The organism is Methylobacterium phyllosphaerae, assembly GCF_001936175.1.
Classification (GTDB): domain Bacteria; phylum Pseudomonadota; class Alphaproteobacteria; order Rhizobiales; family Beijerinckiaceae; genus Methylobacterium; species Methylobacterium fujisawaense.
This window is the reverse complement of the sequence record NZ_CP015367.1, coordinates 121,507-147,392: the sequence shown is the minus strand read 5'-3', so window position 1 is coordinate 147,392 and position 25,886 is coordinate 121,507. Positions and strand designations below refer to the sequence as shown.

Sequence of the window (25,886 nt, the reverse complement as noted above, 5' to 3'; positions counted from 1 at the left end):
TCTTGGTAGAAGCTTGCTTAACGCGGTGTCCACGTCCCACGGATCGCGGCGTGTTGGAGGCGCCGCCGGACGAACGGGCACGCCGCCCAGTCGTGGAATGATGCGTTGAGTCTCCGATCCGAGTCCGCTCCGCCGTTGGCGACGCTCGTCGACGCGTTCGCGCGCAGCCCGTCGCCCATGGTGATCACCGATGCCCGCGCTCCGGACAACCCGATCGCCTGGGCGAACGACGCATTCCTGCAGGTGACAGGCTACACCGCTGACGAGATCGTCGGGCGCAACTGCCGGATGCTGCAGGGTCCGGCCACCGACCGTTTCACGGTCGAGCGGATCCGCTCGGCCGTACAGGCCGCGGAGCCGATCTCCGTCGAGCTGCTCAACTACCGGAAGGACGGGACGACCTTCTGGAACGCGATGACCATCACGCCGGTGAACGACGCCGAGGGTCTCGCCTTCTTCTATGCCGCCCAGGCGGACATGACCTATGTCCACCAGATGGAAGTGTCGATGCGCGGCACCAACGACGAGCTGGAGCGCCTCGTCAACGCGCGGACCCAGGATCTGACCACCGCCCTTGAGCAGAAGACGGCCCTGCTGCACGAGGTTGATCACCGGGTTAAGAACAATCTTCAGGTGATTTCCTCGCTGATGCTGCTGAAGGCCCGGCGAACGCCCGAGGGCGAGGCGCGGGACGCGCTCCAAGGCATGGCCGAGCGGATCGGCGCGCTCTCGACAGCCCATCGGATGCTGTATTCCGAGGGCGACTGCACGCATTTCAACCTCGGCGACTTCGCGGCCGAGTTCCTGGCCGACATGAATGCCGGCCTGGATCCGGAGCGGCGCCGGGTCGAGGCCGACGTCGAGTCGATCGCCGTAGCTGCCGCGATGGCGGCGCCCCTGGCCCTGATGATCCACGAACTCACGGCAAACGCCCTGCGCCACGCCTTCCCGGGCGAGCGGGAGGGACGCGTGTCGATCGTCGCCCGCCGCACCGAGAGAGGGATGCATATGACGATTCGCGACGACGGCGTCGGTGTCGCCGCGGCGGCTCCGAATCCGGCCGGCTTCGGGCGAAATCTGGTGGAGATGGTGGTCCGGCAGATGCGCGGGACCATCGCCTGGGCGGATGCCGGTCCGGGCACGACCGTCGACATCGATATCCCGCTCCAGCAGCCGGCTTGAGAAATCGACGTGCAGGCTTCAAGCTCGGCGGCCACGGGGCCGGAGGACGATGAACGCATGGGGACCGGGAACGCCGCCGCGCTCCGCATCCTCGTGGTGGAGGACGAGGCCCTGATCGCCCTCGAGCTGGAATGCCTGCTGGACGATCTCGGGCATGTCACGGTCGGTGTCGCCGGCAACGCCACCGAGGCGATCGCCATGGGCCGCTCCACCGCGCCCGACGTTGCGCTCGTGGACATCCACCTCGTCGACGGTCCGACCGGAATCGACGTCGCCAGGGCGCTCTCGGCCGACCGACGCACCACGGTGGTGTTCATGACCGCCAACGCCAAGCGCATTCCGGCGGATTTCGCCGGGGCGATCGGCGTGATCGCGAAACCCTATTCCGAGCGCGTCGTGGCCAGCACCCTCGACTACGTGGCCGATCGCCGGGCCGGTCGCCACGGGCCGGCCTGTCCGGACGGGTTCTCGCCCGCGCCCGTCTGACGCGCGTCGAGGCGCGTCGCTACGGGGCTTCGCCGTCTCAGCTTCGCGTCGCTCGCTCGCGCTTCAACCGGTAGAGCGCATCCAGCGCTTCCCGCGGCGTCAGGGCGTCGGGGTCGATGGCGTCGAGGAGCGCGCCCAGCGGGTCCTCCTGCGGCGGCTCCGGCGGCGGTGGTGGCGCCAGGGCGGCAAAGAGCGGCAGGTCGTCGATCCGCGCGCGCGCGGGGCGGCCCATCTCGGCCTTCTCGAGACTCTTGAGGATCGCCCCGGCCCGGGTCACGACGCTGCCCGGCAGACCTGCGAGCCGCGCCACCTGCAGGCCGTAGCTGCGCTCGGCGACGCCGGGCACGACCTCGTGCAGAAACACGACGCCGTCCCGATGCTCGGCCACCTTCAGGGTCGCATTGTCCAGCCGCGCCAGCCGGTCACCGAGGGCGGTCAACTCGTGGAAATGCGTCGCGAAGAGCGCCCGACAGGCATTCACCTCGTGGAGATGCTCCAGGCACGCCCAGGCGATCGACAGGCCGTCGAAGGTCGCGGTGCCGCGGCCGATCTCGTCCAGGATCACCAGGGAGCGCCGGGTCGCCTGATTCAGGATCGCGGCGGTCTCGACCATCTCGACCATGAACGTCGACTGGCCACGGGCGAGGTCGTCCGCGGCGCCGACCCGGGAGAACAGCCGGTCGACCCGGCCGATGCGCGCCTCCGCAGCCGGCACGAAGGCGCCCATCTGGGCGAGCACGGCGATCAGCGCGTTCTGGCGCAGGAAGGTCGATTTGCCGCCCATGTTCGGGCCGGTGATCAGGCGGATCCGGCCGCGGGTATCGCCCGACAGGTCGCAATCATTGGCGATGAACGGCTCGCCCGCCCGGCGCAGAGCCGCCTCGACCACCGGATGGCGCCCGCCGACCACGACGAAGCTCAAGGACTCATCGACGACGGGCCGGCGCCAGTCGAGTTCGACGGCGAGTTCGGCGTGGCTCGCCGCCACATCGAGACCCGCGAGGGCCTCGGCCACCTCGGCGATGGCCTCGGCCTGAGCCAAGACGCGGGCCGCGAGGTCGTCGAAGACGGCCGCTTCCAGGGCGAGCGCCCGGTCGGAGGCGCCCGAGATCTTCGACTCGAGTTCGCCCAGTTCGACGCTGGTGAAGCGCATGGCGTCCACCATGGTCTGGCGGTGGACGAACTCGCTCTGGAGACCCTTCAGGCAGGCCTCGCCGACGGATTGCGGAACCTCGATGAAAAAGCCCAGGAGGTTGTTGTGCTTGATCCGCAGGGTGCGGCAGCCGGTCTGCTCGGCGTAGCGTGCCTGCAAGGCGGCGATCACCTTGCGGGAATCCTGACCCAGGGTCCGCGCCTCGTCGATCTCCGGATGATACCCCGCCCGCACGAAGCCGCCGTCGCGCCGGCTCAGCGGCAGATCGTCGGCCAGCGCCGCCGCCAGGGTGGCGATGAGGTCCGGGTTGGCCTCCGCCAAATGCTCGGCCAGCCGGGCGAGATCCTCCGGGAGGTCGGGAATCGCAGCGAGTCGGGCGCCGAGATCCGCCGCCACGGCGAGGCCGTCGCGGATGGCCGCGAGGTCGCGCGGTCCCGCACGGCCGAGGCCGGTTCGCGACAGCGCCCGGGCGAGGTCGGGGGCCCGCGCAAGGGCGTCGCGCAGGCTGCCGCGCAGGCGGCCGTCCTCGACCAGATGGGCCACCGCCGCGTGCCGCCGGGTAATGGCGTCGAGATGGGTGAGCGGGCCGGCCAAGTGCTCGGCCAGCAGCCGGGCACCATTTGCCGTCACGGTCCGGTCGATCGTGGCGAGCAGGCTTCCCGTCCGCTCGCCCGACAGGGTGCGGGTGAGTTCGAGATTGGCGCGCGTCGCCGCATCGATCGCCAGGGTCGCGCCGCCATCCTCGCGGGTCGGAACCGTGAGCGGTGGTCGCGCGGCGAGCTGCGTGCGGCCGATGTAGAGCAGCGCGGCCCCGGCCGCCGCGATCTCGGCCCGGGTGAATTGGCCGAACCCCTCCAGGGTCGAGACCCCGTACTGCTCGCGCAGGCGCCGCTCGGCGGCCGCGGGCTCAAGCTCGGCCTGGGCCAGGGGCACGATCGCGGCGCGGCTCTCCTGCCAGATCCGCGCGAGGGCCGGATCGGCGTGGATCGCCTCCGACAGGACGATCTCCCGCGGGTCGTGCCGGGCAATGGCACCGGACAGGTCGCCGCCCGCGACCTCGCTCAAGGAGAAGCGGCCGGTGGAGATGTCCACCGCGGCGAGGCCGTAGGCGACGGCACCCTCACCGGTCTTCCGGCGGCCGATCGCCAGGAGCAGGTTCGCCCGGGCCGGGTCGAGGAGCCGATCCTCGGTGATCGTGCCGGGGGTGACGAGCCGCACGACCTCGCGGCGGACCACGGATTTCGGCCCACGCTTCTTGGCCTCGGCCGGATCCTCGGTCTGCTCACAGACCGCCACCCGGTGACCGAGGGCGATGAGGCGATTCAGATAGTCGTCGGACCGGTCGACCGGCACGCCGCACATCGGGATCTCGCTGCCCGCGTGCTTGCCGCGCTTCGTCAGGACGATGCCGAGCGCCCGGGACGCGATCTCCGCATCCTCGAAGAACAGCTCGTAGAAGTCGCCCATCCTGTAGAACAGGAGACAGTCCGGATTCGCAGCCTTGATCTCGATGTATTGCGCCATCATCGGCGTGGCGCCGGCCGGGTCCAGACCGGGCGTGGGCGTCGTATCGGCGGCGGGGCGGACGGCGGTTCGGGCCATGCCGCCTCTTAGCAGAGCGTCGACGGCGAATCAGGCCGCTCAAGCCGACGCAGCTGGGGAGAAGGCGTATCGCCGGTGGATGGCGCCCGGATCCGACGCACGCAGCGCGGGTCCGAGCGCCGTTAGGAACTCAGTGGCGCGGGCCGCCCGTGGTGTTGCCGAGCTGCTGCTGGTAGCCGGGGCGCGACGGATTGCGGGCGTTCGGGTCGCCGTGGCGCATCGTGTTCATGCGCCGCATCCGGCGGTGGTGCCGGGCCGAGTGATGGCGGTGCATGCGGTAATGCCGATGCATCGCAACGGTCTCGACCATATCAGATCCCGTCAGACCGGGCTGCGCCATCGCCGGCGCGGCCTGCGACGCGACGGTTCCGGCCAGAAGGCCACCGAAGACCACACCCGCGGTTAGAAAAGAACGAACAGACATCGTGGAGTAGCTCCGATCAGCTTCTATGAGCCACCAGCTAAGAAACAAGTGATCGTAATGTTCCGGATCAGGGCGTTAAAAATAATACCCGTTCTTTGGACGGCGTGCGGACCGATGCGGCAGCCGTCGCGTCTCCGGGCGGGACGGTGCCGGGATCGGCGATACCCGTCCGTGCATTGATTTCGGCTCTCACCTCAGCCCGGGCGGCGGGCGAGAAGCCGTGTTCGCTCGGTGGTTCAGAACACGGGTTCAGCACAGGAAGGTGCGGAGGTCGGCGCTGACCGAAGCGGGTTCCTCATGCGCCAGCCAGTGGCTGGCCTGCGCGTACCATTGGATGCGCCCCGCGTCGCAGAGAGCGAGACTGGCTTCCGCCAAGCCGGATTGTAGCGCGGTGTCCCGTCGCCCCCAGAGGATCAACGCCGGGACGCGGACCCGGGGCGGCCGCGCCCGGGGAAGTCGCACCAGGGCCCGGTACCAGTTCAGCATGCCGGTCATCGCGTCCGGCTGCAGCCACGCCTCGACGTAGCGGTCGAGGTCGGCCTGCGCGAAGGCGCCGGGGCGGCTTGTGGTCGTCAGCGCGCGGCGCAGGGCCCGGCAGCGATCGGCCGTGAGCAGCCGTTCGGGCAGGTGCGGGATCTGGAACAGGCCGACATAGGTGCTGCGCAGCCACTGGCCCGGATGGTGCCGCATGTAGGTGCCGACCACGGCGGGATGCGGCGCGTTGAGGATCGCCAGCCGGTCGATCCGCTCGGGATGGCGGCTCGCCACCCACCACGCGACGAGGCCGCCCCAATCATGGCCGACCAGGCGGACCGTGGGAGCGCCATAGGCGTCAGCCAGGGCCAGAACGTCGCCTGCCAGACGATCCAGGTGATAGGCGGCGATCCCCGCGGGCTTGTCGCTGAGGCCGTAGCCGCGCTGGTCCGGCGCGATCACCCGCAGACCCGCCTCGGCGAGAGGCCCGATCTGATGGCGCCAGCCGAACCAGAATTCGGGAAAACCGTGCAGCAGGATGGTCGGCGGTCCTGTCTCGAGACCCGCCTCGGCCACGTTCAGGCCCACCTCCGGCAACTCGACCCGGCGCAACCTCACACCCGCGACGGTCATGTTCTCGTGCGCTCCGTCCTGCCCGCCTCGCCGGCGGCGGGAAACGCCTCCGCGTCCAGATCCGATCCGCTCAGAAGCCGAGCGCGCCGCAGGTTTCCGCCTCAGGCGAGAGCTGGTCGCGCAGGCGCTCCGGCGCAGTCCGGGTCCAGAGGCACAGGAGGACGAAGGCGGCCCCGTGCAGCAGGGCGTGCGGTGCGGAGCGATCGTCCGGAGCGGTCCGGTCCCGCTCGGAACCGGTCACGGTGTCGGTCGGAGGCGTCGCAGTGTGGGGCATGGCTCTGATCTCCAAAGGACATCCTGTAGGAGACATCGTCACCGAATGCCCGGAGTTACAGGGCCGAGGGACCCGCGCGTGCGCCGCCGCACGCGGACATCTCAGCGCACCGGGTCGAGCCAGCGCGCGAGCCTCCCGGTCGCAAGGCCGGCGCGGGTTTCCCGGTAGCCGAGTTCCGCCGATTCGCGGAAGCGCGACCAGGCGCGCAGATCGATGCCGGAGAGCTGGGGCTTGAGCACGGCGGTCGCGTGCGCCGCCGCCATCAGGCTCTGGGCGTCGCTCGACACGGTTGCGGCGCGCAGCAGCAGCGGTGCCAGACCCGGCATCGCCAGCGGCGAGCCGATCAGCTTGCGTACGAGCCGGCCGCTCCAGCCGCGCTGCGGCATGTCCTGGAACGCCCGGTCGGTCCCGACATCGACGGCCAGAACCGGTCCGCGCTCCAGCCCGGCGGCGACATCCGCCGGCAGGTTGTTCATCATGCCGCCATCGACCAGGACGCCCTCGTCGCAGAGCACCGGCGGCAGGAGGCCGGGAATCGCGATGCTGGCCCGCAGGGCTTTCGGCAGGTCGCCCGAGCGATGCACCATGGTGCTGCCGGTGGTCAGGTTCGACGAGACGCAGAAGAACGGCAGCCAGAGATCCTCGATGCACACCCCCCCGTAACGCGCCGCGAGACCGGTATCGACCTTGGCGCCGCGGGTCAGGGCGTGCAGCGGCAGCGTGTAGTCGTTGATCGGATTGCTGGTGGCGAAGAACGCCTCGATCTGCGCCTGGATCTCCGCGACGTTCCAGCCCATGGCGAGGCTCGCCGCGATGATCGCGCCCATGCTGGTCCCGCCGACGAAATCCGGCGTGCAGGCGACCTCGTCGAGGGCCTTCAGCACCCCGAGATGGGCCAGCCCGCGCGCTCCGCCCCCGCCGAGGACGAGGCCCCGTGCGGCGCCGCTGGCGAGCCGGGCGAGGCGATGCAGATCGCCCCGATTGCCGTCTCGAAGCTGGATTCGCATCGCTGCAGGCAGGGCGGCGACCTCCGGATGCAGGGGCTTCGGGCGCCGGGCCGCCGGATCCTGGCGGACGACGAGATCCATCCGGATCCAATCGGAGCGGACCCGGTCGAGATAGGCTGCCGCGCCGGGCCGCGGCGGCGCGCCGGGCTCGGCCAGGAGCAGGACGTGGTCGCCGCGCCGCTGGCTCTGCCGGCACCAGGGGCAGTCGATGTCGTGCGCTGCGAAGATCGTGCGCGCATGGCCGCCCTCGAAGGCCTGGAACCAGGCCTCGTCAGCCCCCTCCGGCCAGTCGGTGAGACAGCCGGTTGCGCCGGGCAGCAGGGCGTCGAAGGCGCCGGCGAGTTGCCGCGCAACATGGGCCGGATCGGGCCCCTCCGTCACGGCCAGGATCGTGAAGATTCGCGGCGCATGGTGGACCGAATGGCCATCGTAGATCGCCCGCAGGCGGTCGGCGAGCATCCGGGCGAAGTAGAGGAGCGTGTGCGGATGCTCGGCGATGACCGCCTCGAAGGCATCCCGGGTGAGCCGCAGGAGATGCGAATCGCGCAGGGCCACCACGGTGGCCGCCCGCGGAGCGTCCGACAGCAGGGCCATCTCGCCGAAGGTTTCGGGGGGGCGCAGGCGCGCGATCCGGGTCGGCCGACCGGCGTGGTCGCGGGTGGAGACGCCGACCACGCCGGAGACGAGCGTGTAGAGGGCGTTTCCGGTCTCGCCCTGCTCGAACAGGATCCGGCCACCCGGAACCGCAACCGGCACCATGCGGGCCCGAACGGCCGCTACCGCCGCCGCGTCGAGCCCGGCCAGGAACGGGATCTCGGGGGCGCTCACCCTGCCACCGCCGCGGCGATCGTCTGGCGCAGCCCTGGCGACACACTGAGCCCCATCGTTCCGTCCCCCTCCCCGTCCGGCGCGCGACGCGCCACCATAGAGCAGGCGTCCCGTCGCTACGCACCGTGACCGCGGCGCGCATCTGAAACGCTGATCTCTTCGCGCCGCGCCGGCCATCCGCTACAGGCGGAGCAACGCCGGAACCGGGAGGAACGCATGTCGACGGCTGAGCGAATCGCGATCGTGACCGGGGCTGGGACGGGGGTCGGCAAGGCTGCCGCCCTGGCCCTCGCCGGCGCCGGATGGCGCGTCGTGCTTTCGGGGCGGCGTCGGGAGCCCCTGGACGACGTCGCGGCGCAGATCGGCGACGGGGCACTCGCGGTGTCCACCGACGTGACCGATCCCGACTCGATCGCCGCCCTGTTCGCCCGCACGCGGGCGGAATTCGGCCGCCTCGACCTGCTGTTCAACAATGCCGGCATCGGCGCCCCGGCGGTTCCGCTGGAGGATCTGCCGCTCGAGACTTGGCGGCAGGTGGTCGATACCAACCTCACCGCCCTGTTCCTGTGCACGCAGCATGCCTTTCGGATCATGCGCGATCAGAATCCCCGGGGCGGCCGGATCATCAACAACGGCTCGATCTCGGCGCACGCGCCCCGGCCGAATTCCATCGCCTACACGGCGACCAAGCACGCCGTGACGGGGCTGACCAAGGCGACTTCCCTCGATGGGCGCGCCTATGACATCGCCTGCGGACAGATCGACATCGGCAATGCCGATACGCCCATGGGCGGAAAGATGAAGGCCGGTGTCCCGCAGGCGGACGGCTCCCTGCGTGCCGAGGCGGTGATGGATCCCGACCATGTGGGTCAGGCGGTGCTCTCAATGGCGAGCCTGCCGCTGGAGGCGAACGTGCAGTTCATGACGATCATGGCCACCAAGATGCCGTTCGTCGGGCGCGGCTGAGCCGCCCCGGATTCGCGACGGTCGGCCGCCGTCGATGGGCGGCCCCCGGGGTCAGCCCGGTGTTGTCCAGGTACGCCTCCTGCGGTGCGTTTTGAGCGCTATGCCCAGAACCGACCGGACATGGTCGCGCCGGTCGCCCCGCGGCCCCATGGTCGAGCCTCGTTCCAGTGGCGGATCGCGATCGCGGCCGCCGGAACTTCGCTGATCGCGCGAAGCACGCACAGCGCGTTGCGCATGAAGGTGACCCCTGAATCGATCCGGCGAGCCGGCCGGGCCGATCACGTCGTCGCAATCTTCTCCTGTCCGGTCGGGATGCCATGCAGCACGGCGACAGCGAAGCGGTGACCCCGACAGGCGACCTTGTCGTGTCCGATGGTCGCCCGATCGTGGCCGAGAGGCGGCCGTCAGCGCCCTGACACTCGACCTGCCGCGCATGGCTCTCGCGCCCGGCATAGCCACGTATTTTTGACGCGCAAAGCCAAGCGGGCCGATTGACGGCCCAATCCATAACTCATACAAATTGGTCGCTAAAAACGGGTTGGATGCAGCCAACCCCATAGGAGAGGAGATCGCGCGTCCTGCGCGCTGACGTCGGCGGTTCCGGTAGGCGACCTTTTGAAGAGCCCCAGGCCCGGTCAAAAAGTCTCAATGGGTCCGGCGAATAGATATGTGCGGCCGTTTCGTGCGCAATACGTCAGCTGTATTACAGTGTACGACCGTTTGCATTGGTGATTATACCAATAAAACGGTTCATTGGTTTCGTATTTAGCGATCTCGGCAAAGCAAGATCGTCAATTTGATCGGATAAATATAACGATAAGAAGGGGGAAAATCATGATCATCAAGCAGTGGATTTCCCGGATAGCCAAGAAGAAATTGCGCTCCGGACCGTCAATACTGAGTGCTGCGCTTCTGGGGGCGCTCGCCGTGACATCAACACAGGCCGCGGGCAGCGATCCCATCGGTGTCGCCATGCCGACGAAATCCTCCCAGCGCTGGATCGACGACGGCAACAACATCGTCCGATTGCTGAAGGCCAAAGGCTACAAACCCGACCTGCAATACGCGGACGACGACATCCCGACGCAGCTCGCCCAGATCGAGAACATGCTCACCAAGGGGGCAAAGATCTTGGTGGTCGCCTCCATCGACGGCACGACCCTGAGTGATGTCCTGGCCAAGGCCCATGAACGGGGCGTCACCGTCATCGCCTATGACCGGCTGATCAAGGGAACGCCGAACGTTGATTACTATGCGACTTTCGACAACTATAACGTAGGCGTTCAGCAGGCCACGTCGATTGTCGACGCCCTCGGGCTGAAGGAGGGCAAGGGGCCCTTCAACATCGAGCTGTTCGGCGGTTCGCCCGACGACAATAACGCATACTTTTTCTACGACGGCGCCCTGTCGGTGCTGAAACCATACCTGGATTCGAAGAAGCTCGTGGTCCGCTCGGGCCAGTTCGGCATGGACAAGGTCTCGATCCTGCGGTGGGATCCGGCGACTGCCCAGGCCCGGATGGATAACCTGCTCTCGGCCTATTACGGCACCACGCATCTCGATGCCGTGCTGTCGCCCTATGACGGCATCTCCACGGCCATCCTCTCCTCGGTCAAGAGCGTGGGCTACGGGTCCGGCGGTGTGACGTTGCCGGTGGTCAGCGGCCAGGATGCCGAGCTGCAATCGGTCAAGTCGATCATCGCGGGCGAGCAGACGGCTACGATCTTCAAGGACACCCGGGATCTGGCGAAAGTGACGGTGGCGATGATCGACGCCATCGAGGCTGGCCAGCAGCCCGAGGTCAACGACGTGAAGACCTACAACAACGGCAAGAAGATCGTCCCGTCCTACCTGCTGACGCCGGTGATCGTCACCAAGGCCAACTGGAAATCGGCCCTCGTCGATACGGGCTACTACACCCTCGACCAGCTCAAGTGATCGAAGCCTGGCCGGAGCCCGCCGGCTCCGGCGATTCCCATCCTCGCGCCGCACGAGCCGGCGCGGGGGCCGAAGGTGCAGTCCGAGCTGGTAGGCGTCGCATGCAGCCCGTCCTCGAAATGCGGGGAATCTCCAAGACCTTCCCCGGCGTGAAGGCCCTCGACGACGTCAACCTCACCGTCGAGCCCGCCGAGATCCTCGCACTCGTCGGCGAGAACGGTGCCGGGAAATCGACGCTGATGAAGGTTCTGAGCGGCGTCTATCCCCACGGATCCTACGCGGGCTGCATCACCTATGAGGGCCGGCCCGGCCAGTTCCGGAACATCTCCGACAGCGAGCGCCTCGGAATCGTCATCATCCACCAGGAACTGGCCCTGGTCCCCTATCTGTCGATCGCCGAGAACATCTTCCTCGGCAACGAGCCGGCCCGCTTCGGGATCATCGACCGGGGCCGGGTTTCCGCTCGGGCGCGTGAGCTGATGGCGATGGTGGGCCTCGATGAGAGCCCCGACACCCTCGTCACCCATCTCGGTGTCGGCAAGCAGCAACTCGTGGAGATCGCCAAGGCGCTCTCCAAGGAGGTCAAGCTGCTGATCCTCGATGAGCCGACCGCGAGCCTCAGCGAGACGGACAGCGAAGCCCTGCTGCAGCTTCTGCTGCGCTTCAAGGCGCAGGGCATCGCGTCGATCCTGATCTCCCACAAGCTCAACGAGATCGCGAAGGTGGCCGACCGGATCACCGTCCTGCGCGACGGCACCACCGTCGAGACCCTGGACTGCCGCAGCGGCGCGGTCGATGAGGACCGCATCATCCGGGCCATGGTCGGTCGCACACTGGAGAACCGCTATCCGGTGCGGACGCCGCGGATCGGCGACCTTCTGATGGAGGTCTGCGGCTGGACCGTTCACCACCCGCTTCACGGCGATCGCGCGGTGGTGCGCGACGTCAGCCTGACCCTGCGCAGGGGCGAGATCGTCGGGATCGCCGGCCTGATGGGCGCGGGCCGAACGGAACTCGCCATGAGCCTCTTCGGCCGCTCCTACGGTCAGGGCGTCCGCGGCACCGTCCGGATCGACGGCGCCGAAGTCGACGTCTCGACGATCGACCGGGCGATCGCTGCGGGCATCGCCTATGTGACCGAGGACCGCAAGCAGCTCGGGCTCGTGCTGGGCGAAGACATCGCCCGGAACACGACTTTGGCGAACCTTCCCGGAATCTCGACCGCGACGGTGATCGACGAGGAGGCCGAGCAGCGGGTCGCCGGCGGCTATCGCACCAAGATGCGCATCCGCTCCTTCGGGGTGACGCAGCAGACCGTCAATCTGTCCGGCGGCAACCAGCAGAAGGTCGTGCTGAGCAAGTGGCTGTTCACCCAGCCCAAGGTGCTGATCCTCGACGAGCCGACCCGGGGCATCGATGTCGGCGCCAAGTACGAAATCTACAGCATCATCAACGAACTGGCCGAAGACGGGCGCGGTGTCCTGATGATCTCTTCGGAGATGCCGGAGCTGCTCGGCCTCTGCGACCGCATCTACGTCATGAACGAGGGACGCTTCGTTGCCGAGTTCTCGCGCGCCGAGGCCAGCCAGGAAGCGATCATGCGCGCGATCATGCGCTCCAAGGGCCTGAACGGATGACCGACATCACGATGAGCAAGTCCATGCTTCCCGGCGGCGACGTTGGCGGCGACACGGCCGCAAGCGAGCCGCGGGGCCGACGCGGCCGGCTGCCGATGACGCAATTGCGGACCTACGGGCTGCTCTTCGCGCTGGCGGTGATCACGGTGTTCTTCGAAGTCGCCACCGGCGGCGTCCTGTTCCAGCCGCTGAACCTGACGAACCTCATCCTGCAGAACAGCTACGTCGTCGTGATGGCGCTCGGGATGCTGCTCGTCATCGTGGCCGGCCACATCGATCTGTCGATCGGATCCGTGGTCGGCTTCGTCGGCGCGCTCGCGGCGCTGCTGATGGTCCGCTTCGGTTTCGACCCGCTCTCCGCCTCCCTTCTGTGCCTCGCGGTCGGCGCGGTCATCGGCGGATTGCAGGGCTACTTCGTGGCCTATCTCGCCATACCGAGCTTCATCGTCACCCTGTCCGGGATGATGGTGTTCCGAGGCCTGACCCAGGTGCTGCTGCAGGGCACCTCCATCGGCCCCTTTCCGGAAGTGTTCCAGCTGCTGGCCAAGGGCTTCCTCTCCAACTTCGCCGGACCCGCGACGTCCCTCCTGATCGCGCTTGTCTTCGTCGCCTCGCTGGTCGGTTTGAACTGGCGGCGGCGGCAGGCGCAGGTGAGGACCGGAGAGGCGGCGCAGAGCGTGGCGAGCTTCATCGGCCGCAACGGTGTCACCGCCGTCCTCATCCTTGCCTTCGCGTGGCAGATGAGTGCCTATCGGGGCCTGCCCAACGTCCTGCTCGTCCTGCTGGCGCTGGTGATGCTCTACGGCTTCGTCACCACGCGGACGACGATCGGGCGCCGGATCTATGCGCTGGGCGGCAATATCAAGGCGGCCCGCCTCTCCGGCATCAAGACCGAGCGCCTCACCTTCCTGACCTTTGCCAATATGGGTGCGCTCGCCGGCCTCGCCGGCATGATCTTCGTCGCCCGACTCAACACAGCGAACTCGAAGGCCGGCGTCGGCTTGGAGCTCGACGTGATCGCGGCTTGCTTCATCGGCGGCGCCTCGGCGGCCGGCGGCATCGGCAAGGTGTCAGGCGTGGTGATCGGCGCGTTCATCATCGGCATCATGAACAACGGCATGTCGATCCTGGGAATCGGCGTCGACTGGCAGCAGGTGATCAAGGGCGTCGTACTGCTCGCCGCCGTGTGCCTGGATGTCCACAACAAGAACAACCGGCTCTGAACAGCCGGTCTGCGCCGCGACAGACCGAGACCGGACCACGTCCGCGCAAGCGGCGATCGGCCCGCGCGGGTCCGCTTCCCCCGGATCCGAATGGAACGGTGCCGATCTGTGCCGATGCGCTGCGGTCGCAAGGCCCGCAGCCCCGCGGGCGCCCATGTCCCGCAGGCCAGCGCCGCCCTGCGGCTCTCGCGGCGGCGCACCGGACCCACGAAGCCGCCGCGCCTGATCCGGGCGGCTTCACCCGTCCGGCCTTCCTCCTCCCCCCACCGGATCGACGCCGATAGGGGACGGCACTGCCGAAACGCTCAGGTTTTGCGCGCCACCGTGAAGCGGGCGGCGTCCCGCAGGATGCGCGCGCCCTCGCCCCAAGACGAGACCGCGTCCTCGCAGACACCGACGAGGCGGTCGCATTCGGCGCGCGCGCCGTCGATGCCGAGACGATCGACCAGCGTCGCCTTGCCGGCATCCTTGTCCTTGCCGGTGGCCTTGCCCATGGCCTCCGGCGAGGCCTCCCGGTCGAGGATGTCGTCGGCGATCTGGAAGGCCTGGCCCAGGGCGAGGCCGTAGCGCAGCAGGGCGGCCCGCTGGCTCTCGTCGGCGCCGCCGACGATTGCGCCGGCCTCGACCGAGAAGGCCAGGATCGCCCCGGTCTTCATCGCCTGCATCCGCAGGGTGTCGTCCACGTCCATGTTGGCAACGCCGAACCGGCCCTCGGCGGTGAGGTCGAGAAGCTGGCCGCCGACCATGCCGCCCAGGCCCGAGGCACGGGCAAGGCCGAGGACGAGGTCGGCGCGGATCCGCGCCTCCGGCTGCCAGGTCGGATCGGCCACGATCTCGAAGGCCAAAGTCTGCAGGGCGTCGCCGACCAGGATGGCGGTGGCTTCGTCATAGGCCTTGTGCACCGTCGGTTTGCCGCGGCGCATGTCGTCATCGTCCATAGCCGGCAGATCGTCGTGGACGAGACTGTAGCAATGGATCAGCTCGACCCCCGCCCCGGCGGCGAGGGCCGCAGCTTCGGATCCGCCCAGCATCCGCGCCGTCTCGATGGCGAGGAACGGCCGCAGCCTCTTGCCGCCGCCGAGCACCGCGTGGCGCATGGCCTCCATCAGGCGGGACGGCCGTGCGATCTCGCCGGGGCCGACGTCCGGTCCGAGGCGCTCGACCAGGAAGGTCTCGACCTTCCCGGCGACCTCCGTCAACCTGTGGGTAAAATCGACGGCTGGCGTGCCTGCCTTGACCGAACCGGTCGGTGCCTGCGTTGAGGGGGTCGGGGTCATCGGGCGCTACGTCCGGTCCTGGCCTTAGAAACCAATCGAGCGTCAGTTGAGCGGGAACGAACTCACGGTGGATGGGGCGGGACGCAGGCGAGAGACGGCAGGTCGTGACCTTCCGCTCGCGCGCCCGCGGCGCTCCCGCCCGGTCCGCCGGATCGTCGGGATGCTGCTCCTGCTCCCCGCGATCGGATTCGTCCTCACGCTGACGTTGGCGCTCGTCTATAGCGCGGTGATGCCGCCGTCGACCCTGATGCTCGGGCGGTGGTTGACGCTTCAACCGGTGAGCCGCGATCCGGTCCCGCTCTCGGGCATCGCGCCCGTCCTGCCGCTGGCGGTGATCGCCTCCGAGGATCAGCGCTTCTGCCTCGATCACGGCGTCGATTTCGGCGCGATCCGCGACGTGGTCGACGATGAGGATTCGCCGAGCCGCGGCGCCTCGACCATCGCCATGCAGACGGTCAAAAACGTCTTCCTGTGGCCGGGCCGGTCCTACATCCGCAAGGCGGTCGAGATCCCGCTGGCGCTGGCGCTCGACACGCTCTGGGGCAAGCGCCGGATGATGGAGATCTACCTCAACGTCGCCGAGTGGGGCGACGGTATCTACGGGGCGCAGGCGGCGAGCCGGCACTGGTTCGGCAAGGACGCGAGCCGGCTGACCCGGAACGAGGCCGCCCTCCTCGCCGCCGTCCTGCCCAATCCGATCACCCGCAGCGCCGGTCGCCCCTCTCCAGGCGTGCGCCGCCGCGCAGCGCGGATCCAGGCCATGATGGGTCAGATCGATGGGCTCACCGGCTGCGTGCGGCGGTAGCGGCCCGGTCCCGGTCAGGGGCGCGATCGTCGGCTGTCCCGGGGCCGCCGCTGACGGGACGGATGCCTGGCCAACAGCGGGTGAGCTTCAGTCGTGCGGATCCGGCTGAGTCCAGAGCCCCGGACCGAGCGTTGCGGCATCGTCCGTGCCGTGCGCCCGGACAGCCGCGCCGTCCGCAATCGGCGCGAGTCCGCAATCCGGTCTTCAGCGGCGGCGGATCGAACCATAGCCGATCCCGCTTTCAATCCGGGCGCGCTGCGTGCCCGTCTGAAGTCCGAAGGGTTCGCGCCGGGCGCGTCACTTTGTGTAAAGTACGCGTTGCGGGGCGTGCCGCCCCGCTGCAGCTCGGCGCGAACGTGTCCACAATCGGCCGCTGCCTTGTCGGCGAAGGGCGCTGCCTCGCGCCGCGCAACGAAATGCGTGATCGCCGTCCGACGCTCAGCTTGGCATGAGAATTTCCCGCGTCGTACGGGTACTTCCCCGGCGTAAGCTCAAGATAAGGAATTGCTACGCCATTATATTGAGTTGATATTATGCGGCGAGCAATATGACATTGCGGCTTTAATGCAAATATTTGTATCGTAAATATCCCAAAAATCAGAAAATCTTATGCCAATCCGTGGGCAGGTTCTCGCGTTCTGTAATCGATTCGTCGCCGGCGCGCGGCTCATACCGAAACAGATCTTTCCACTGGTGCCCCTCCGGCACAATCGCCCGCGAACGCCCGATCTCCACGATATCGGCTGGATGGACGTCGGCCGGAACTGTGCCCGCTTTCACGAGGCGAACGGCGTGGCTGCGATCGCTGGTGAGGACCGTTGAGCGGATCATACGCGGAGCCGCCTTCGCAGAGTTGGGAGAGCCGCTTGGTACATCCCTCGGCCGGGCCTGCTCACTCAAAGAGCATCGGGGTCGGCAGCGGTAGCAACGGCCGAATCCGGTCTGTAAGAGGAGCGTCACCCCCTGAGGACGCGGACCCACACACGATGAGCGATGCCGTCTACGACCTGAGCCTGGAGCGCATCGCCCTGATCCGCCGGATGGTCGTTGCCTGGGATGGCGCCGAGCCCGGGGCGCCGACCGTTCACCCGGCGGCGCCCTATGGCAGCCTGGATCGCGACGGCGACATCGCCAACGTCACCGGGGACGACGAGGGCGCCGAGGAGGAGCACCGGTCGCTCGAGGACGGCCTCGCCGTCTTCGTTCAGAACGCGCAGCTGAAGCCGGGTCGATACCAGTACCACAATGGCTTGGCGAAGCTCGATCCGGGCGCGGTCGGCGACGTTTTCCGGGATGCGGCGACCGGCGAGACGCCGGATGTCATCACCTTCGCGGTGACTCCGGAGCACCTTGCCTTGATCCCCCGGCTCAACGTCGGCTGGAACGCGGCGCAGGGTGTTCCGCACGTCGACCCGCAGCGGCCCTACGGCGAAGACGCCTCCTACACCGCCGCCATGACACGCCATCTCGCCGCGGTGGCCGGGGCGGCCGCGAACGACGACGACGATTCGGAGGCGCGGCTGGTGCGCCTCCATCGCGAGCTGCAGCCGGCCCTGCAGATCTTCCTGCGCTACGCCGATCTCGGGCCCGGCGCCTTCCGGCGGTCGGCTGCCGGCTGGCAGCCCGCCTGACGCGCTGCGGCGTCGGCGGGCGCCGGCGAGCCTCAGCCCTCGCGCTTCTTGCGCTGTGCCAGGGTGCGCAGCCGGAGCGCGTTGAGCTTGATGAAGCCCGCCGCGTCGCGGTGATCGTAGGCGACGGCGCCTTCCTCGAAGGTCACGAGATCCTGGTCGTAGAGCGAGTGCGGGCTCTCGCGGCCGATCACGTGGACGCCGCCCTTGTAGAGCTTCAGCCGCACCGTACCGGTGACCTTCTCCTGGCTCTTGTCGATCAGCGCCTGGAGCATCTCGCGCTCCGGTGAGAACCAGAAGCCGTTGTAGATCAGCTCCGCGTATTGCGGCATGAGCTGGTCCTTCAGGTGCGCGGCGCCGCGATCGAGGGTGATCGATTCGATGGCGCGGTGCGCCGGCAGCAGGATCGTACCGCCCGGTGTCTCGTACATGCCGCGGCTCTTCATGCCGACGAAGCGGTTCTCGACGAGGTCGAGCCGGCCGATGCCGTTGGCGCGGCCGAGTTCGTTGAGCTTCGCCAGCAGGTTCGCGGGCGACAGCGCCTCCCCGTCGATCGAGACCGCGTCGCCGCGCTCGAAGCCGATCGTGACGACGGTCGGCTGGTCGGGGGCCTCCTCGGGGGAGAGGGTGCGCGAGTAGACGTAGTCCGGCACCTCGATCGCCGGATCCTCCAGCACCTTGCCCTCGGATGAGGCGTGCAGGAGGTTCGCGTCCACCGAGAAGGGGCTCTCGCCGCGCTTGTCCTTGGCAATCGGGATCTGGTGCTGCTCGGCGAAAGCGATGAGCTGCTCACGGGAGCGCAGGTCCCACTCGCGCCAGGGCGCGATCACCGTCACATCCGGCTTCAGGGCGTAATAGCCGAGTTCGAAGCGGACCTGATCGTTCCCCTTCCCGGTCGCTCCGTGGCAGACCGCGTCGGCCCCGACCCTCTCGGCGATCTCGATCTGCTTCTTGGCGATCAGCGGCCGGGCGATCGAAGTGCCGAGCAGGTAGACGCCCTCGTAGACGGCGTTCGCCCGGAACATCGGGAAGACGTAATCGCGGACGAACTCCTCGCGCAGATCCTCGATGAAGATGTTCTCGGGCTTGATGCCCAGCAGCTCCGCCTTGTGGCGGGCCGGCTCCAGCTCCTCCCCCTGGCCGAGATCGGCCGTGAAGGTCACGACCTCGCAGCCGTAGGTGGTCTGCAGCCACTTCAGGATGATCGATGTGTCGAGGCCGCCGGAATAGGCCAGCACGACCTTCTTCACGGGGCTCTTCGCGGGAACGGACATGCGACTTCCGGAACTGAGGCGGGGCGTCAGCGGCTTATCGCGGGTGTCACCGGCCTGCAACCGGCGCGCCGTCTCGCGCGTAGCTCTGATGGCGAGAGATCGGCCGCGTTTCGCCTCACGGTGGCCTTGCGGCCGTGCGAGAAATGGCGCGGGCGTTGCCAGTCGTCATCGCCGCAAGAGTGCATCGGAGAAGCGAAGTCTATGGCGCGCCAGCCAATTTTGGAGTTCTGGTACGAATTCGCCTCCACCTACTCCTACCTCGCCGCGATGCGCGTCGAGGCGGCGGCGTCCGAGGCGGGCGTGGCGATCCGGTGGCGCCCGTTCCTGGTCGGGCCGCTCTTCGCGGCGCAGGGCTGGACGACCTCGCCCTTCAATCTCTACCCGGCCAAGGGCAAGAACATGTGGCGGGACGTCGAGCGCGAAGCTGCACGGCTCGGCCTGCCGCCAGTGACGCGCCCCGCGCAGTTTCCGCAGAACAGCCTCAGTGCCGTGCGGGTGGCGATCCTGGGCCAGGACCAGGACTGGCTCGTGCCGTTCTCGAAGGCGGTGTTCACCGCGAGTTTCGCCGAGGGCCGCTCGATCGCGGAGCCCGCGGCCGTGGCCCAGATCGTCGATTCGCTCGGGCTCGACGGGACCCAGACCGTGCGCGCCGCCGCCGCGGAGGCCAACAAGACGAAGCTGCGGGTCAGCGTCGAGGAGGCGCGGTCCCGTGGGATCTACGGGGCGCCCACGTTCCTGGCCGATGATGGCGAGTTGTTCTGGGGCAATGACCGCCTGGAGCAGGCGCTGGCCTGGGCGACCGGCGACCGGCCGAAGGGGCTGCGGTAGCGCCACCGTCACGCCGATATGCCATCAAACCGACTCGCCTCCCTGGTTCTGGTCCCGCTCCGCTTCGGCGCGACCGGAGCGGGACCCCGATGCCCTGGACGTGTCCCATGCCTGTTTCCCGTCGCCTGATCCTCGCCGCCGCCGGCATCCTGCTGGGTTCGGGTTTCGGGCGGGCGGCTGCGCAATCCTATGGCCAGCGCGTCGCGGTCACGGGCGATGACGGCAAGGCGGTGGCGAACTCGATCCTGCCGGGCGAGATCACCGGGCAGATTCCGGCCTTGCGCGGGGTCACCTACGTGGGACCGCGGGACGCCGCGACCACGCTCTACGAATTCTTCGACTTCAACTGCCCGTATTGCCGGAAGGCCGCCGCCGACGTGGTCGCTCTGCACGCCGGCGACGCGGACCTGCGCATCGGGCTTGTCCACAACCCGATCCTGTCGCCGCAATCGGCTCAGGCCGCCAAGGTGATGCTGGCCGTGCAGCGCATGCTCGGCTCGGACGCCGCCTGGCGCTTCTATCAGACGCTGCTCGGCAAGCCCGGCCGCATCGACGGGCCCGGGGCGCTCGCCGCCGCGGCCGCGCTGGGGATCCCCCAGGCGGAGGTCGAGGCGATCGCCGACAGCGAGGAGGTGCGCGCGGCGCTCAAGAGCCAGATGCGCATGGCGGCGGATCTCGGCCTCTACGCAACGCCGTCCTACGTGCTCGGCAACAACGGCATCCTGGGCCATCCGGGCGCGCGCGCCATGGCGCAGATGATCGCCAGCGTCCGGCGCTGCGACCGGCTCGCCTGCTGAGGCAGCTCCGGCGTCACACTTCCGCCGTCGTCACGCGCTGCGCGGTGCGCCTGCCGTGTTGCGTGCGGCCATGCTGGCATGCTAGGCGGTCGCCGCGCCGCGAGGACAGGTCTTGACCCTGTCCGTTGCCGGCACGATCCCACGTCCCGAACGGTCACGCACCGCGCTCCTGCCGGAGCGCGCGGAGCGGGCGGGCAACCAGAGAAGAGAGCGACGGGTGGCGCAGAACGGTTCCGAGGCTGGTCCCCTGGTCGCAGGCGTGGCGGGCCGGTACGCTTCCGCCCTGTTCGAGCTCGCGCGCGACGAGCGCCAGGTCGACGCGGTCGCCCAATCCCTCAATCAATTCGACACGCTGCTGAAGGAGAGCGCGGATCTCCGCCGCCTCATCCGCAGCCCGGTCTTCAGCGCCGAGGAGCAGGCAGCCGCCATCGGCGCCGTGCTCGAAAAGGCGGAAATCGGCGGTCTCGCCGGCAACTTCATCCGCCTCGCGGCCGCGAACCGGCGGCTCTTCGCCCTCCCGGACATGATCAGCGCCTTCCGGAGCCTGGTTCAGGATTCGAAGGGGATCGTCCGCGCCCAGGTGCGGGTGGCCGAGAAGCCCTCCGACGCGGTGATCGAGGAGATCAAGGCGTCGCTGCGCGACATCGCGAAGGCCGAGGTCGACGTCGATCTCGTGGTCGATCCCAGCCTGATCGGCGGCCTCGTCGTGAAGATGGGCTCGCGCATGGTCGACGCCTCCCTCAAGACCAAGCTCAACGGTATCCGCCTCGCGATGCGGGCCGCGCGCTAAGCGCCCCCATCCGATCCGAACACGCATAGACGCATCAGCGACAGAGGCCCGAGTATGGACATCCGCGCCGCCGAGATCTCCGCGATCCTGAAAGAGCAGATCAAGAACTTCGGCGAGGAAGCCGAGGTCTCCGAGGTCGGGCAGGTCCTGTCCGTCGGCGACGGCATCGCCCGCGCCTACGGCCTCGACAACGTCCAGGCCGGCGAGATGGTCGAGTTCGAGTCGGGCGTGCGCGGCATGGCCCTGAACCTCGAGCAGGACAACGTCGGCATCGTGATCTTCGGCTCCGACCGCGAGATCAAGGAAGGCCAGACCGTCAAGCGGACTGGCGCCATCGTGGACGTGCCGGTGGGCAAGGGCCTGCTCGGCCGCGTGGTCGACGCCCTCGGTAACCCGATCGACGGCAAGGGCCCGATCGTCTCCACCGAGCGTCGCCGCGTCGACGTGAAGGCTCCGGGCATCATCCCGCGCAAGTCGGTGCACGAGCCGATGGCCACGGGCCTGAAGGCGATCGACGCCCTGATCCCGGTGGGCCGCGGCCAGCGCGAGCTGATCATCGGCGACCGCCAGACCGGCAAGACCGCCATCGCCTTGGACACGATCCTGAACCAGAAGCCCGGCCATGCCGCCGGCGGCGACGAGAAGGCCAAGCTCTTCTGCATCTACGTCGCCATCGGCCAGAAGCGCTCGACGGTGGCCCAGTTCGTGAAGGTGCTGGAGGACCAAGGTGCCCTGGAATACTCCATCGTCATCGCGGCCACGGCGTCCGACGCGGCCCCGATGCAGTTCATCGCGCCGTTCGCCGGCTGCGCCATGGGCGAATACTTCCGCGACAACGGCATGCACGCCGTGATCGTGTATGACGATCTCTCCAAACAGGCCGTGGCCTACCGCCAGATGTCGCTGCTGCTCCGCCGCCCGCCGGGCCGCGAGGCCTATCCGGGCGACGTGTTCTACCTCCACAGCCGCCTGCTGGAGCGCGCCGCCAAGATGGGCGACGCCGCCGGCAACGGCTCGCTGACCGCGCTGCCGGTCATCGAGACCCAGGCCAACGACGTGTCGGCCTACATCCCGACCAACGTGATCTCGATCACCGACGGTCAGATCTTCCTCGAGACCGACCTGTTCTACCAGGGCATCCGCCCGGCGGTGAACGTGGGCCTCTCGGTGTCGCGGGTGGGCTCCTCGGCCCAGACCAAGGCGATGAAGAAGGTCGCCGGCAAGATCAAGGGCGAGCTCGCGCAGTACCGCGAGATGGCCGCCTTCGCGCAGTTCGGCTCCGATCTCGACGCCTCCACCCAGGCGCTCCTGAACCGCGGCTCGCGGCTCACCGAGCTCCTGAAGCAGCCGCAGTTCTCGCCGCTGAAGATGGAAGAGCAGGTCGCGGTGATTTACGCCGGCGTGAACGGCTATCTGGACAAGATGCCGGTCAGCAAGGTCCGCCCGTTCGAGGACGCGCTGCTCAGCACGCTCCGCTCGAAGCACAAGGACCTGCTCGACTCCATCGCCGCCTCCAAGGACCTGTCGGACGAGAACGCCGGCAAGCTGAAGAGCGTCGTCGAGAGCGTCGCCAAGTCGATCGGCTGATGTGAGGCCCCTCCCCGTGGGGAGGGATCTTGGGTGGTGCAGGGGGATTGCGATCCGCGCTGCACCGCCCGAATTTCCGGCTCCTTCCCGCCGAGGGAAGGAGAGGCCCATAGAACGGACCTGGACCTCACCCGATGGCGAGTTTGAAGGACCTGCGCAACCGCATCACCTCGGTGAAGGCGACGCAGAAGATCACCAAGGCCATGCAGATGGTCGCCGCCGCCAAGCTGCGCCGTGCGCAGATGGCCGCCGAGGCGGGCCGTCCCTATGCCGAGAAGATGTCGGCCGTGCTCGGCAATCTCGCAGGTAATCTCGTCGGCGGCGTCGGCGCCCCGCGGCTCCTGTCCGGGACCGGGTCCGAGCAGACACACCTGCTCGTCGTGTGCACGGGCGACCGCGGCCTCGCCGGCGCCTTCAACTCGTCGATCGTCCGCCTCGCGGTGCGCGAATACGCGCAGAAGCTCGCCGCCGAGGGCAAGACCGTCAAGATCATGACGGTCGGCAAGAAGGGCCTCGACGCGCTGCGGCGGCAGTACCGCGACCAGATCGTCGAGAGCATGGACATCCGTGGCAACCGCCCGGTGGATTACGAGTTCGCGGCCGGGATCGCCGACAAGATCCTGACCCGCTTCGAGAACGGCGAGTTCGACGTCGCGACCCTGTTCTACTCCGAGTTCCGCTCGGTCATTTCGCAGATCCCGACCGCGCAGCGCCTGATCCCCGCGGAGCTGCCCGCGGTCGACACGACCGCGAAGGCTGCGGCCGGCAACGCCGCGCTGGAGTTCGAGCCCTCCGAGGAGGCGATCCTCGAGACGCTGCTGCCGAAGAACCTGACGGTGCAGATCTACCGGGCGCTCCTGGAGAACGCCGCCTCCGAGCAGGGCGCGCGCATGAGCGCCATGGATTCGGCCACCCGCAACGCGGGCGAGATGATCAAGAAGCAGACGCTGATCTACAACCGGACGCGTCAGGCCATGATCACCAAGGAACTCATCGAGATTATCTCGGGTGCGGAAGCCCTCTGAGGCTCCGCCACCTGAACGCACAGCTTGAAGGGTAGGTTAACGATGGCGAACACCGCACTCCCCGGCGCCGGCTCCAACAAGGTCGGCAAGATCACCCAGGTTATCGGCCCCGTGGTCGACGTGCAGTTCGAGGGCCACCTGCCCGAGATCCTGAACGCCCTCGAGACCAAGAACAACGGCGCCCGCCTCGTCCTCGAGGTCGCCCAGCAGCTCGGCGAGCACACTGTCCGCTGCATCGCCATGGACACGTCCGAGGGCCTGACCCGCGGTCAGGAATGCACGGACACCGGCGAGCCGATCAAGGTTCCGGTGGGCATGAACACGCTCGGCCGCATCATGAACGTCATCGGCGAGCCGATCGACGAGGCCGGTCCGGTCCAGGCCGACACCTACCGCGCCATCCACCAGCCGGCCCCCTCCTATGCCGAGCAGTCGACCGAGGCGCAGATCCTCGTCACCGGCATCAAGGTGGTGGACCTGCTCGCCCCCTACGCGAAGGGCGGCAAGATCGGCCTGTTCGGCGGCGCCGGCGTCGGCAAGACCGTGCTGATCATGGAGCTGATCAACAACATCGCCAAGGTGCACTCGGGCTACTCGGTGTTCGCCGGCGTGGGTGAGCGCACCCGCGAGGGCAACGATCTCTATCACGAGATGATCGAGTCCAAGGTGAACGTGGACCCGAAGGAGCATGGCTCCGCCGAGGGCTCCAAGTGCGCCCTGGTCTATGGCCAGATGAACGAGTCGCCCGGCGCCCGGTCGCGCGTCGCCCTGACCGGCCTGACCATCGCCGAGCAGTTCCGCGACGACGGCCAGGACGTGCTGTTCTTCGTCGACAACATTTTCCGCTTCACGCAGGCGGGCTCCGAGGTGTCGGCGCTTCTCGGCCGCATCCCGTCGGCGGTGGGCTACCAGCCGACGCTGGCCACCGACATGGGCGCCCTGCAGGAGCGCATCACCACCACGACCAAGGGCTCGATCACCTCGGTGCAGGCCATTTACGTGCCGGCCGACGATCTGACCGACCCGGCGCCGGCCGCCTCGTTCGCCCACCTCGACGCCACGACCGTGCTGTCGCGCTCGATCGCCGAGAAGGGCATCTACCCGGCGGTGGACCCGCTGGACTCGACCTCGCGCATGCTGTCGCCGACCATCCTCGGCGAGGAGCACTATGACGTCGCCCGCCGGGTGCAGCAGACCCTGCAGCGCTACAAGGCCCTCCAGGACATCATCGCGATCCTGGGCATGGACGAGCTGTCCGAGGAGGACAAGCTGACCGTGGCCCGCGCCCGCAAGATCGAGCGCTTCTTCTCGCAGCCCTTCTCGGTGGCCGAAGTGTTCACCGGCTCGCCGGGCAAGCAGGTCGCCCTCGAGGACACCATCAAGGGCTTCAAGGGCCTTGTGAACGGCGACTACGACGACCTCCCGGAGGCGGCCTTCTACATGGTCGGCACCATCGAGGAGGCCCAGGAGAAGGCCAAGAAGATGAAGGCCGCGTAAGACGACGCCCTCCCCTCCCCCTCGCGGGGAGGGATCGGGGGTGGGGATGGTGCAGGCGAAGCCGCTGCGCTCCATCCTGAACCACCCCCACCTCCAACTCCTCCCCGCACGGGGAGGAGAGCTTGTTGCGGATCCGGGATCGTCCTGAGATGGCCACCTTCCACTTCGATTTCGTCGGCCCCGAGCGGACGCTGTATTCCGGCGAGGTGAGCGCCGTGCAGTTGCCCGGCGTCGAGGGCGAGATGACGGTGCTGCCGGGCCACGCGCCCGTGCTGACCTCCCTGCGGGTCGGCGTCATCGTGGTCACCGAGAGCCAGGGCAGCGGCAAGCGGATCTACGTTCGCGGCGGCTTCGCCGATATCGGGCCGACGGCCGTGACCGTGCTCGCCGAGCGTGCTGCGCCGATCGAGGAGCTGACGCACGAATCCCTCGACCGCGACATCGAGGCCATCGAGATGCAGCGTGACGCCACCGAGGATCTGCAGAAGCGCGAGGAGCTGAACGGCCAGATCGTCCAGCTCCAGGAGACCAAGGCGCTCCTGAAGCTCTGA

23 protein-coding genes are annotated in these 25,886 nt (G+C 68.3%); 15 read left to right on the top strand and 8 right to left on the bottom strand.

Annotated features, from left to right (window positions below; genetic code table 11):
- Positions 1-135: 135 nt before the first annotated feature.
- Positions 136-1,182 carry a histidine kinase dimerization/phosphoacceptor domain -containing protein gene (locus MCBMB27_RS00685; protein ID WP_043356531.1) on the top strand — a complete coding sequence of 349 codons (1,047 nt, stop codon included), beginning with the start codon at positions 136-138 and terminating at the stop codon, positions 1,180-1,182.
- Between the two features lie 57 nt (positions 1,183-1,239).
- Positions 1,240-1,668, top strand: coding sequence for a response regulator (locus MCBMB27_RS00680; protein ID WP_043356529.1), 429 nt, complete (start codon positions 1,240-1,242; stop codon positions 1,666-1,668).
- A gap of 37 nt (positions 1,669-1,705) precedes the next feature.
- Here MCBMB27_RS00680 and mutS read toward each other — a convergent pair whose 3' ends face one another.
- The 5 genes from mutS to MCBMB27_RS00655 form a co-directional block, all read right to left on the bottom strand.
- Complete coding sequence (gene mutS, locus MCBMB27_RS00675; RefSeq protein WP_043356527.1) at positions 1,706-4,423, bottom strand: DNA mismatch repair protein MutS; 2,718 nt, start codon at positions 4,421-4,423, stop codon at positions 1,706-1,708.
- 130 nt (positions 4,424-4,553) lie between these two features.
- Positions 4,554-4,847, bottom strand: coding sequence for a hypothetical protein (locus MCBMB27_RS00670; protein WP_043356526.1), 294 nt, complete (start codon positions 4,845-4,847; stop codon positions 4,554-4,556).
- A gap of 249 nt (positions 4,848-5,096) precedes the next feature.
- Positions 5,097-5,954: an alpha/beta fold hydrolase gene (locus MCBMB27_RS00665; protein ID WP_043356524.1), complete on the bottom strand. Its 858-nt coding sequence runs from the start codon at positions 5,952-5,954 to the stop codon at positions 5,097-5,099.
- A gap of 70 nt (positions 5,955-6,024) precedes the next feature.
- Complete coding sequence (locus MCBMB27_RS00660) at positions 6,025-6,228, bottom strand: hypothetical protein (protein ID WP_043356522.1); 204 nt, start codon at positions 6,226-6,228, stop codon at positions 6,025-6,027.
- A gap of 101 nt (positions 6,229-6,329) precedes the next feature.
- Positions 6,330-8,063, bottom strand: coding sequence for a patatin-like phospholipase family protein (locus tag MCBMB27_RS00655; RefSeq protein WP_075379634.1), 1,734 nt, complete (start codon positions 8,061-8,063; stop codon positions 6,330-6,332).
- A 216-nt stretch (positions 8,064-8,279) separates the two neighbouring features.
- On the opposite strand from MCBMB27_RS00655, the gene MCBMB27_RS00650 reads away from it, so the two are divergent.
- The 4 genes from MCBMB27_RS00650 (at position 8,280) to mmsB (ending at position 13,827) form a co-directional block, all read left to right on the top strand.
- The gene (locus tag MCBMB27_RS00650) at positions 8,280-9,029 is read left to right on the top strand and encodes an SDR family oxidoreductase (RefSeq protein ID WP_043383338.1); all 750 of its coding nucleotides are present in this window, start codon (positions 8,280-8,282) and stop codon (positions 9,027-9,029) included.
- An 876-nt stretch (positions 9,030-9,905) separates the two neighbouring features.
- Positions 9,906-10,967 carry a multiple monosaccharide ABC transporter substrate-binding protein gene (chvE, locus tag MCBMB27_RS00640; protein ID WP_075381840.1) on the top strand — a complete coding sequence of 354 codons (1,062 nt, stop codon included), beginning with the start codon at positions 9,906-9,908 and terminating at the stop codon, positions 10,965-10,967.
- A 101-nt stretch (positions 10,968-11,068) separates the two neighbouring features.
- Positions 11,069-12,604, top strand: a complete 1,536-nt coding sequence (gene mmsA / locus MCBMB27_RS00635) for a multiple monosaccharide ABC transporter ATP-binding protein (RefSeq protein WP_075379632.1) — start codon at positions 11,069-11,071, stop codon at positions 12,602-12,604.
- Between the two features lie 95 nt (positions 12,605-12,699).
- Positions 12,700-13,827: a multiple monosaccharide ABC transporter permease gene (mmsB, locus tag MCBMB27_RS00630; protein WP_236952972.1), complete on the top strand. Its 1,128-nt coding sequence runs from the start codon at positions 12,700-12,702 to the stop codon at positions 13,825-13,827.
- Positions 13,828-14,132: 305 nt separating this feature from the next.
- Here the strand turns inward: mmsB and MCBMB27_RS00625 are convergent, their stop codons facing one another.
- A complete protein-coding gene (locus tag MCBMB27_RS00625) occupies positions 14,133-15,104 on the bottom strand; it encodes a polyprenyl synthetase family protein (RefSeq protein ID WP_043356504.1) in 972 nt (323 codons plus the stop codon).
- A gap of 160 nt (positions 15,105-15,264) precedes the next feature.
- Here MCBMB27_RS00625 and mtgA point away from each other — a divergent pair, with 160 nt between their 5' ends.
- Entirely contained in the window at positions 15,265-15,909 is a 645-nt protein-coding gene (gene mtgA, locus MCBMB27_RS00620; RefSeq protein ID WP_043356502.1) for a monofunctional biosynthetic peptidoglycan transglycosylase, read from the top strand.
- A gap of 597 nt (positions 15,910-16,506) precedes the next feature.
- Here mtgA and MCBMB27_RS00615 read toward each other — a convergent pair.
- Entirely contained in the window at positions 16,507-16,740 is a 234-nt protein-coding gene (locus MCBMB27_RS00615) for a hypothetical protein (protein WP_075379630.1), read from the bottom strand.
- Positions 16,741-16,895: 155 nt separating this feature from the next.
- Between MCBMB27_RS00615 and MCBMB27_RS00610 the strand changes: the two genes are divergently transcribed.
- Entirely contained in the window at positions 16,896-17,540 is a 645-nt protein-coding gene (locus tag MCBMB27_RS00610) for a hypothetical protein (RefSeq protein ID WP_043356500.1), read from the top strand.
- A gap of 32 nt (positions 17,541-17,572) precedes the next feature.
- On the opposite strand, the gene MCBMB27_RS00605 is transcribed toward MCBMB27_RS00610, so the two are convergent.
- A complete protein-coding gene (locus MCBMB27_RS00605) occupies positions 17,573-18,811 on the bottom strand; it encodes an argininosuccinate synthase (RefSeq protein WP_075379629.1) in 1,239 nt (412 codons plus the stop codon).
- 201 nt (positions 18,812-19,012) lie between these two features.
- Here MCBMB27_RS00605 and MCBMB27_RS00600 point away from each other — a divergent pair, with 201 nt between their 5' ends.
- The 7 genes from MCBMB27_RS00600 to MCBMB27_RS00570 all read left to right on the top strand — a co-directional run bounded on the left by MCBMB27_RS00600 (position 19,013) and on the right by MCBMB27_RS00570 (position 25,886).
- A complete protein-coding gene (locus MCBMB27_RS00600; RefSeq protein WP_043383327.1) occupies positions 19,013-19,639 on the top strand; it encodes a 2-hydroxychromene-2-carboxylate isomerase in 627 nt (208 codons plus the stop codon).
- Positions 19,640-19,746: 107 nt separating this feature from the next.
- Positions 19,747-20,436 carry a DsbA family protein gene (locus MCBMB27_RS00595; RefSeq protein ID WP_043383325.1) on the top strand — a complete coding sequence of 230 codons (690 nt, stop codon included), beginning with the start codon at positions 19,747-19,749 and terminating at the stop codon, positions 20,434-20,436.
- A 217-nt stretch (positions 20,437-20,653) separates the two neighbouring features.
- Positions 20,654-21,226 carry a F0F1 ATP synthase subunit delta gene (locus tag MCBMB27_RS00590; protein ID WP_043356492.1) on the top strand — a complete coding sequence of 191 codons (573 nt, stop codon included), beginning with the start codon at positions 20,654-20,656 and terminating at the stop codon, positions 21,224-21,226.
- Between the two features lie 54 nt (positions 21,227-21,280).
- Positions 21,281-22,813 (top strand): F0F1 ATP synthase subunit alpha, encoded by a 1,533-nt coding sequence (gene atpA, locus MCBMB27_RS00585; RefSeq protein WP_043383323.1) that lies wholly within the window; start codon positions 21,281-21,283, stop codon positions 22,811-22,813.
- Between the two features lie 134 nt (positions 22,814-22,947).
- Positions 22,948-23,838: a F0F1 ATP synthase subunit gamma gene (locus MCBMB27_RS00580; protein ID WP_043351709.1), complete on the top strand. Its 891-nt coding sequence runs from the start codon at positions 22,948-22,950 to the stop codon at positions 23,836-23,838.
- A 42-nt stretch (positions 23,839-23,880) separates the two neighbouring features.
- Positions 23,881-25,335 carry a F0F1 ATP synthase subunit beta gene (gene atpD, locus MCBMB27_RS00575; RefSeq protein ID WP_043383320.1) on the top strand — a complete coding sequence of 485 codons (1,455 nt, stop codon included), beginning with the start codon at positions 23,881-23,883 and terminating at the stop codon, positions 25,333-25,335.
- A 149-nt stretch (positions 25,336-25,484) separates the two neighbouring features.
- Positions 25,485-25,886 carry a F0F1 ATP synthase subunit epsilon gene (locus MCBMB27_RS00570; RefSeq protein WP_043383318.1) on the top strand — a complete coding sequence of 134 codons (402 nt, stop codon included), beginning with the start codon at positions 25,485-25,487 and terminating at the stop codon, positions 25,884-25,886.

Bases quoted from the DNA above. Each gene is read 5' to 3' on its own strand.
- MCBMB27_RS00680 (WP_043356529.1), top strand. From the start codon at position 1,240: ATGGGGACCGGGAACGCCGCCGCGCTCCGCATCCTCGTGGTGGAGGAC.
- mutS (WP_043356527.1), bottom strand. From the start codon at position 4,423: ATGGCCCGAACCGCCGTCCGCCCCGCCGCCGATACGACGCCCACGCCC.
- MCBMB27_RS00670 (WP_043356526.1), bottom strand. From the start codon at position 4,847: ATGTCTGTTCGTTCTTTTCTAACCGCGGGTGTGGTCTTCGGTGGCCTT.
- MCBMB27_RS00665 (WP_043356524.1), bottom strand. From the start codon at position 5,954: ATGACCGTCGCGGGTGTGAGGTTGCGCCGGGTCGAGTTGCCGGAGGTG.
- MCBMB27_RS00660 (WP_043356522.1), bottom strand. From the start codon at position 6,228: ATGCCCCACACTGCGACGCCTCCGACCGACACCGTGACCGGTTCCGAG.
- MCBMB27_RS00650 (WP_043383338.1), top strand. From the start codon at position 8,280: ATGTCGACGGCTGAGCGAATCGCGATCGTGACCGGGGCTGGGACGGGG.
- mmsA (WP_075379632.1), top strand. From the start codon at position 11,069: ATGCAGCCCGTCCTCGAAATGCGGGGAATCTCCAAGACCTTCCCCGGC.
- mmsB (WP_236952972.1), top strand. From the start codon at position 12,700: ATGACGCAATTGCGGACCTACGGGCTGCTCTTCGCGCTGGCGGTGATC.
- MCBMB27_RS00625 (WP_043356504.1), bottom strand. From the start codon at position 15,104: ATGACCCCGACCCCCTCAACGCAGGCACCGACCGGTTCGGTCAAGGCA.
- mtgA (WP_043356502.1), top strand. From the start codon at position 15,265: ATGCTGCTCCTGCTCCCCGCGATCGGATTCGTCCTCACGCTGACGTTG.
- MCBMB27_RS00615 (WP_075379630.1), bottom strand. From the start codon at position 16,740: ATGATCCGCTCAACGGTCCTCACCAGCGATCGCAGCCACGCCGTTCGC.
- MCBMB27_RS00610 (WP_043356500.1), top strand. From the start codon at position 16,896: ATGAGCGATGCCGTCTACGACCTGAGCCTGGAGCGCATCGCCCTGATC.
- MCBMB27_RS00605 (WP_075379629.1), bottom strand. From the start codon at position 18,811: ATGTCCGTTCCCGCGAAGAGCCCCGTGAAGAAGGTCGTGCTGGCCTAT.
- MCBMB27_RS00600 (WP_043383327.1), top strand. From the start codon at position 19,013: ATGGCGCGCCAGCCAATTTTGGAGTTCTGGTACGAATTCGCCTCCACC.
- MCBMB27_RS00595 (WP_043383325.1), top strand. From the start codon at position 19,747: ATGCCTGTTTCCCGTCGCCTGATCCTCGCCGCCGCCGGCATCCTGCTG.
- atpA (WP_043383323.1), top strand. From the start codon at position 21,281: ATGGACATCCGCGCCGCCGAGATCTCCGCGATCCTGAAAGAGCAGATC.
- MCBMB27_RS00580 (WP_043351709.1), top strand. From the start codon at position 22,948: ATGGCGAGTTTGAAGGACCTGCGCAACCGCATCACCTCGGTGAAGGCG.
- atpD (WP_043383320.1), top strand. From the start codon at position 23,881: ATGGCGAACACCGCACTCCCCGGCGCCGGCTCCAACAAGGTCGGCAAG.
- MCBMB27_RS00570 (WP_043383318.1), top strand. From the start codon at position 25,485: ATGGCCACCTTCCACTTCGATTTCGTCGGCCCCGAGCGGACGCTGTAT.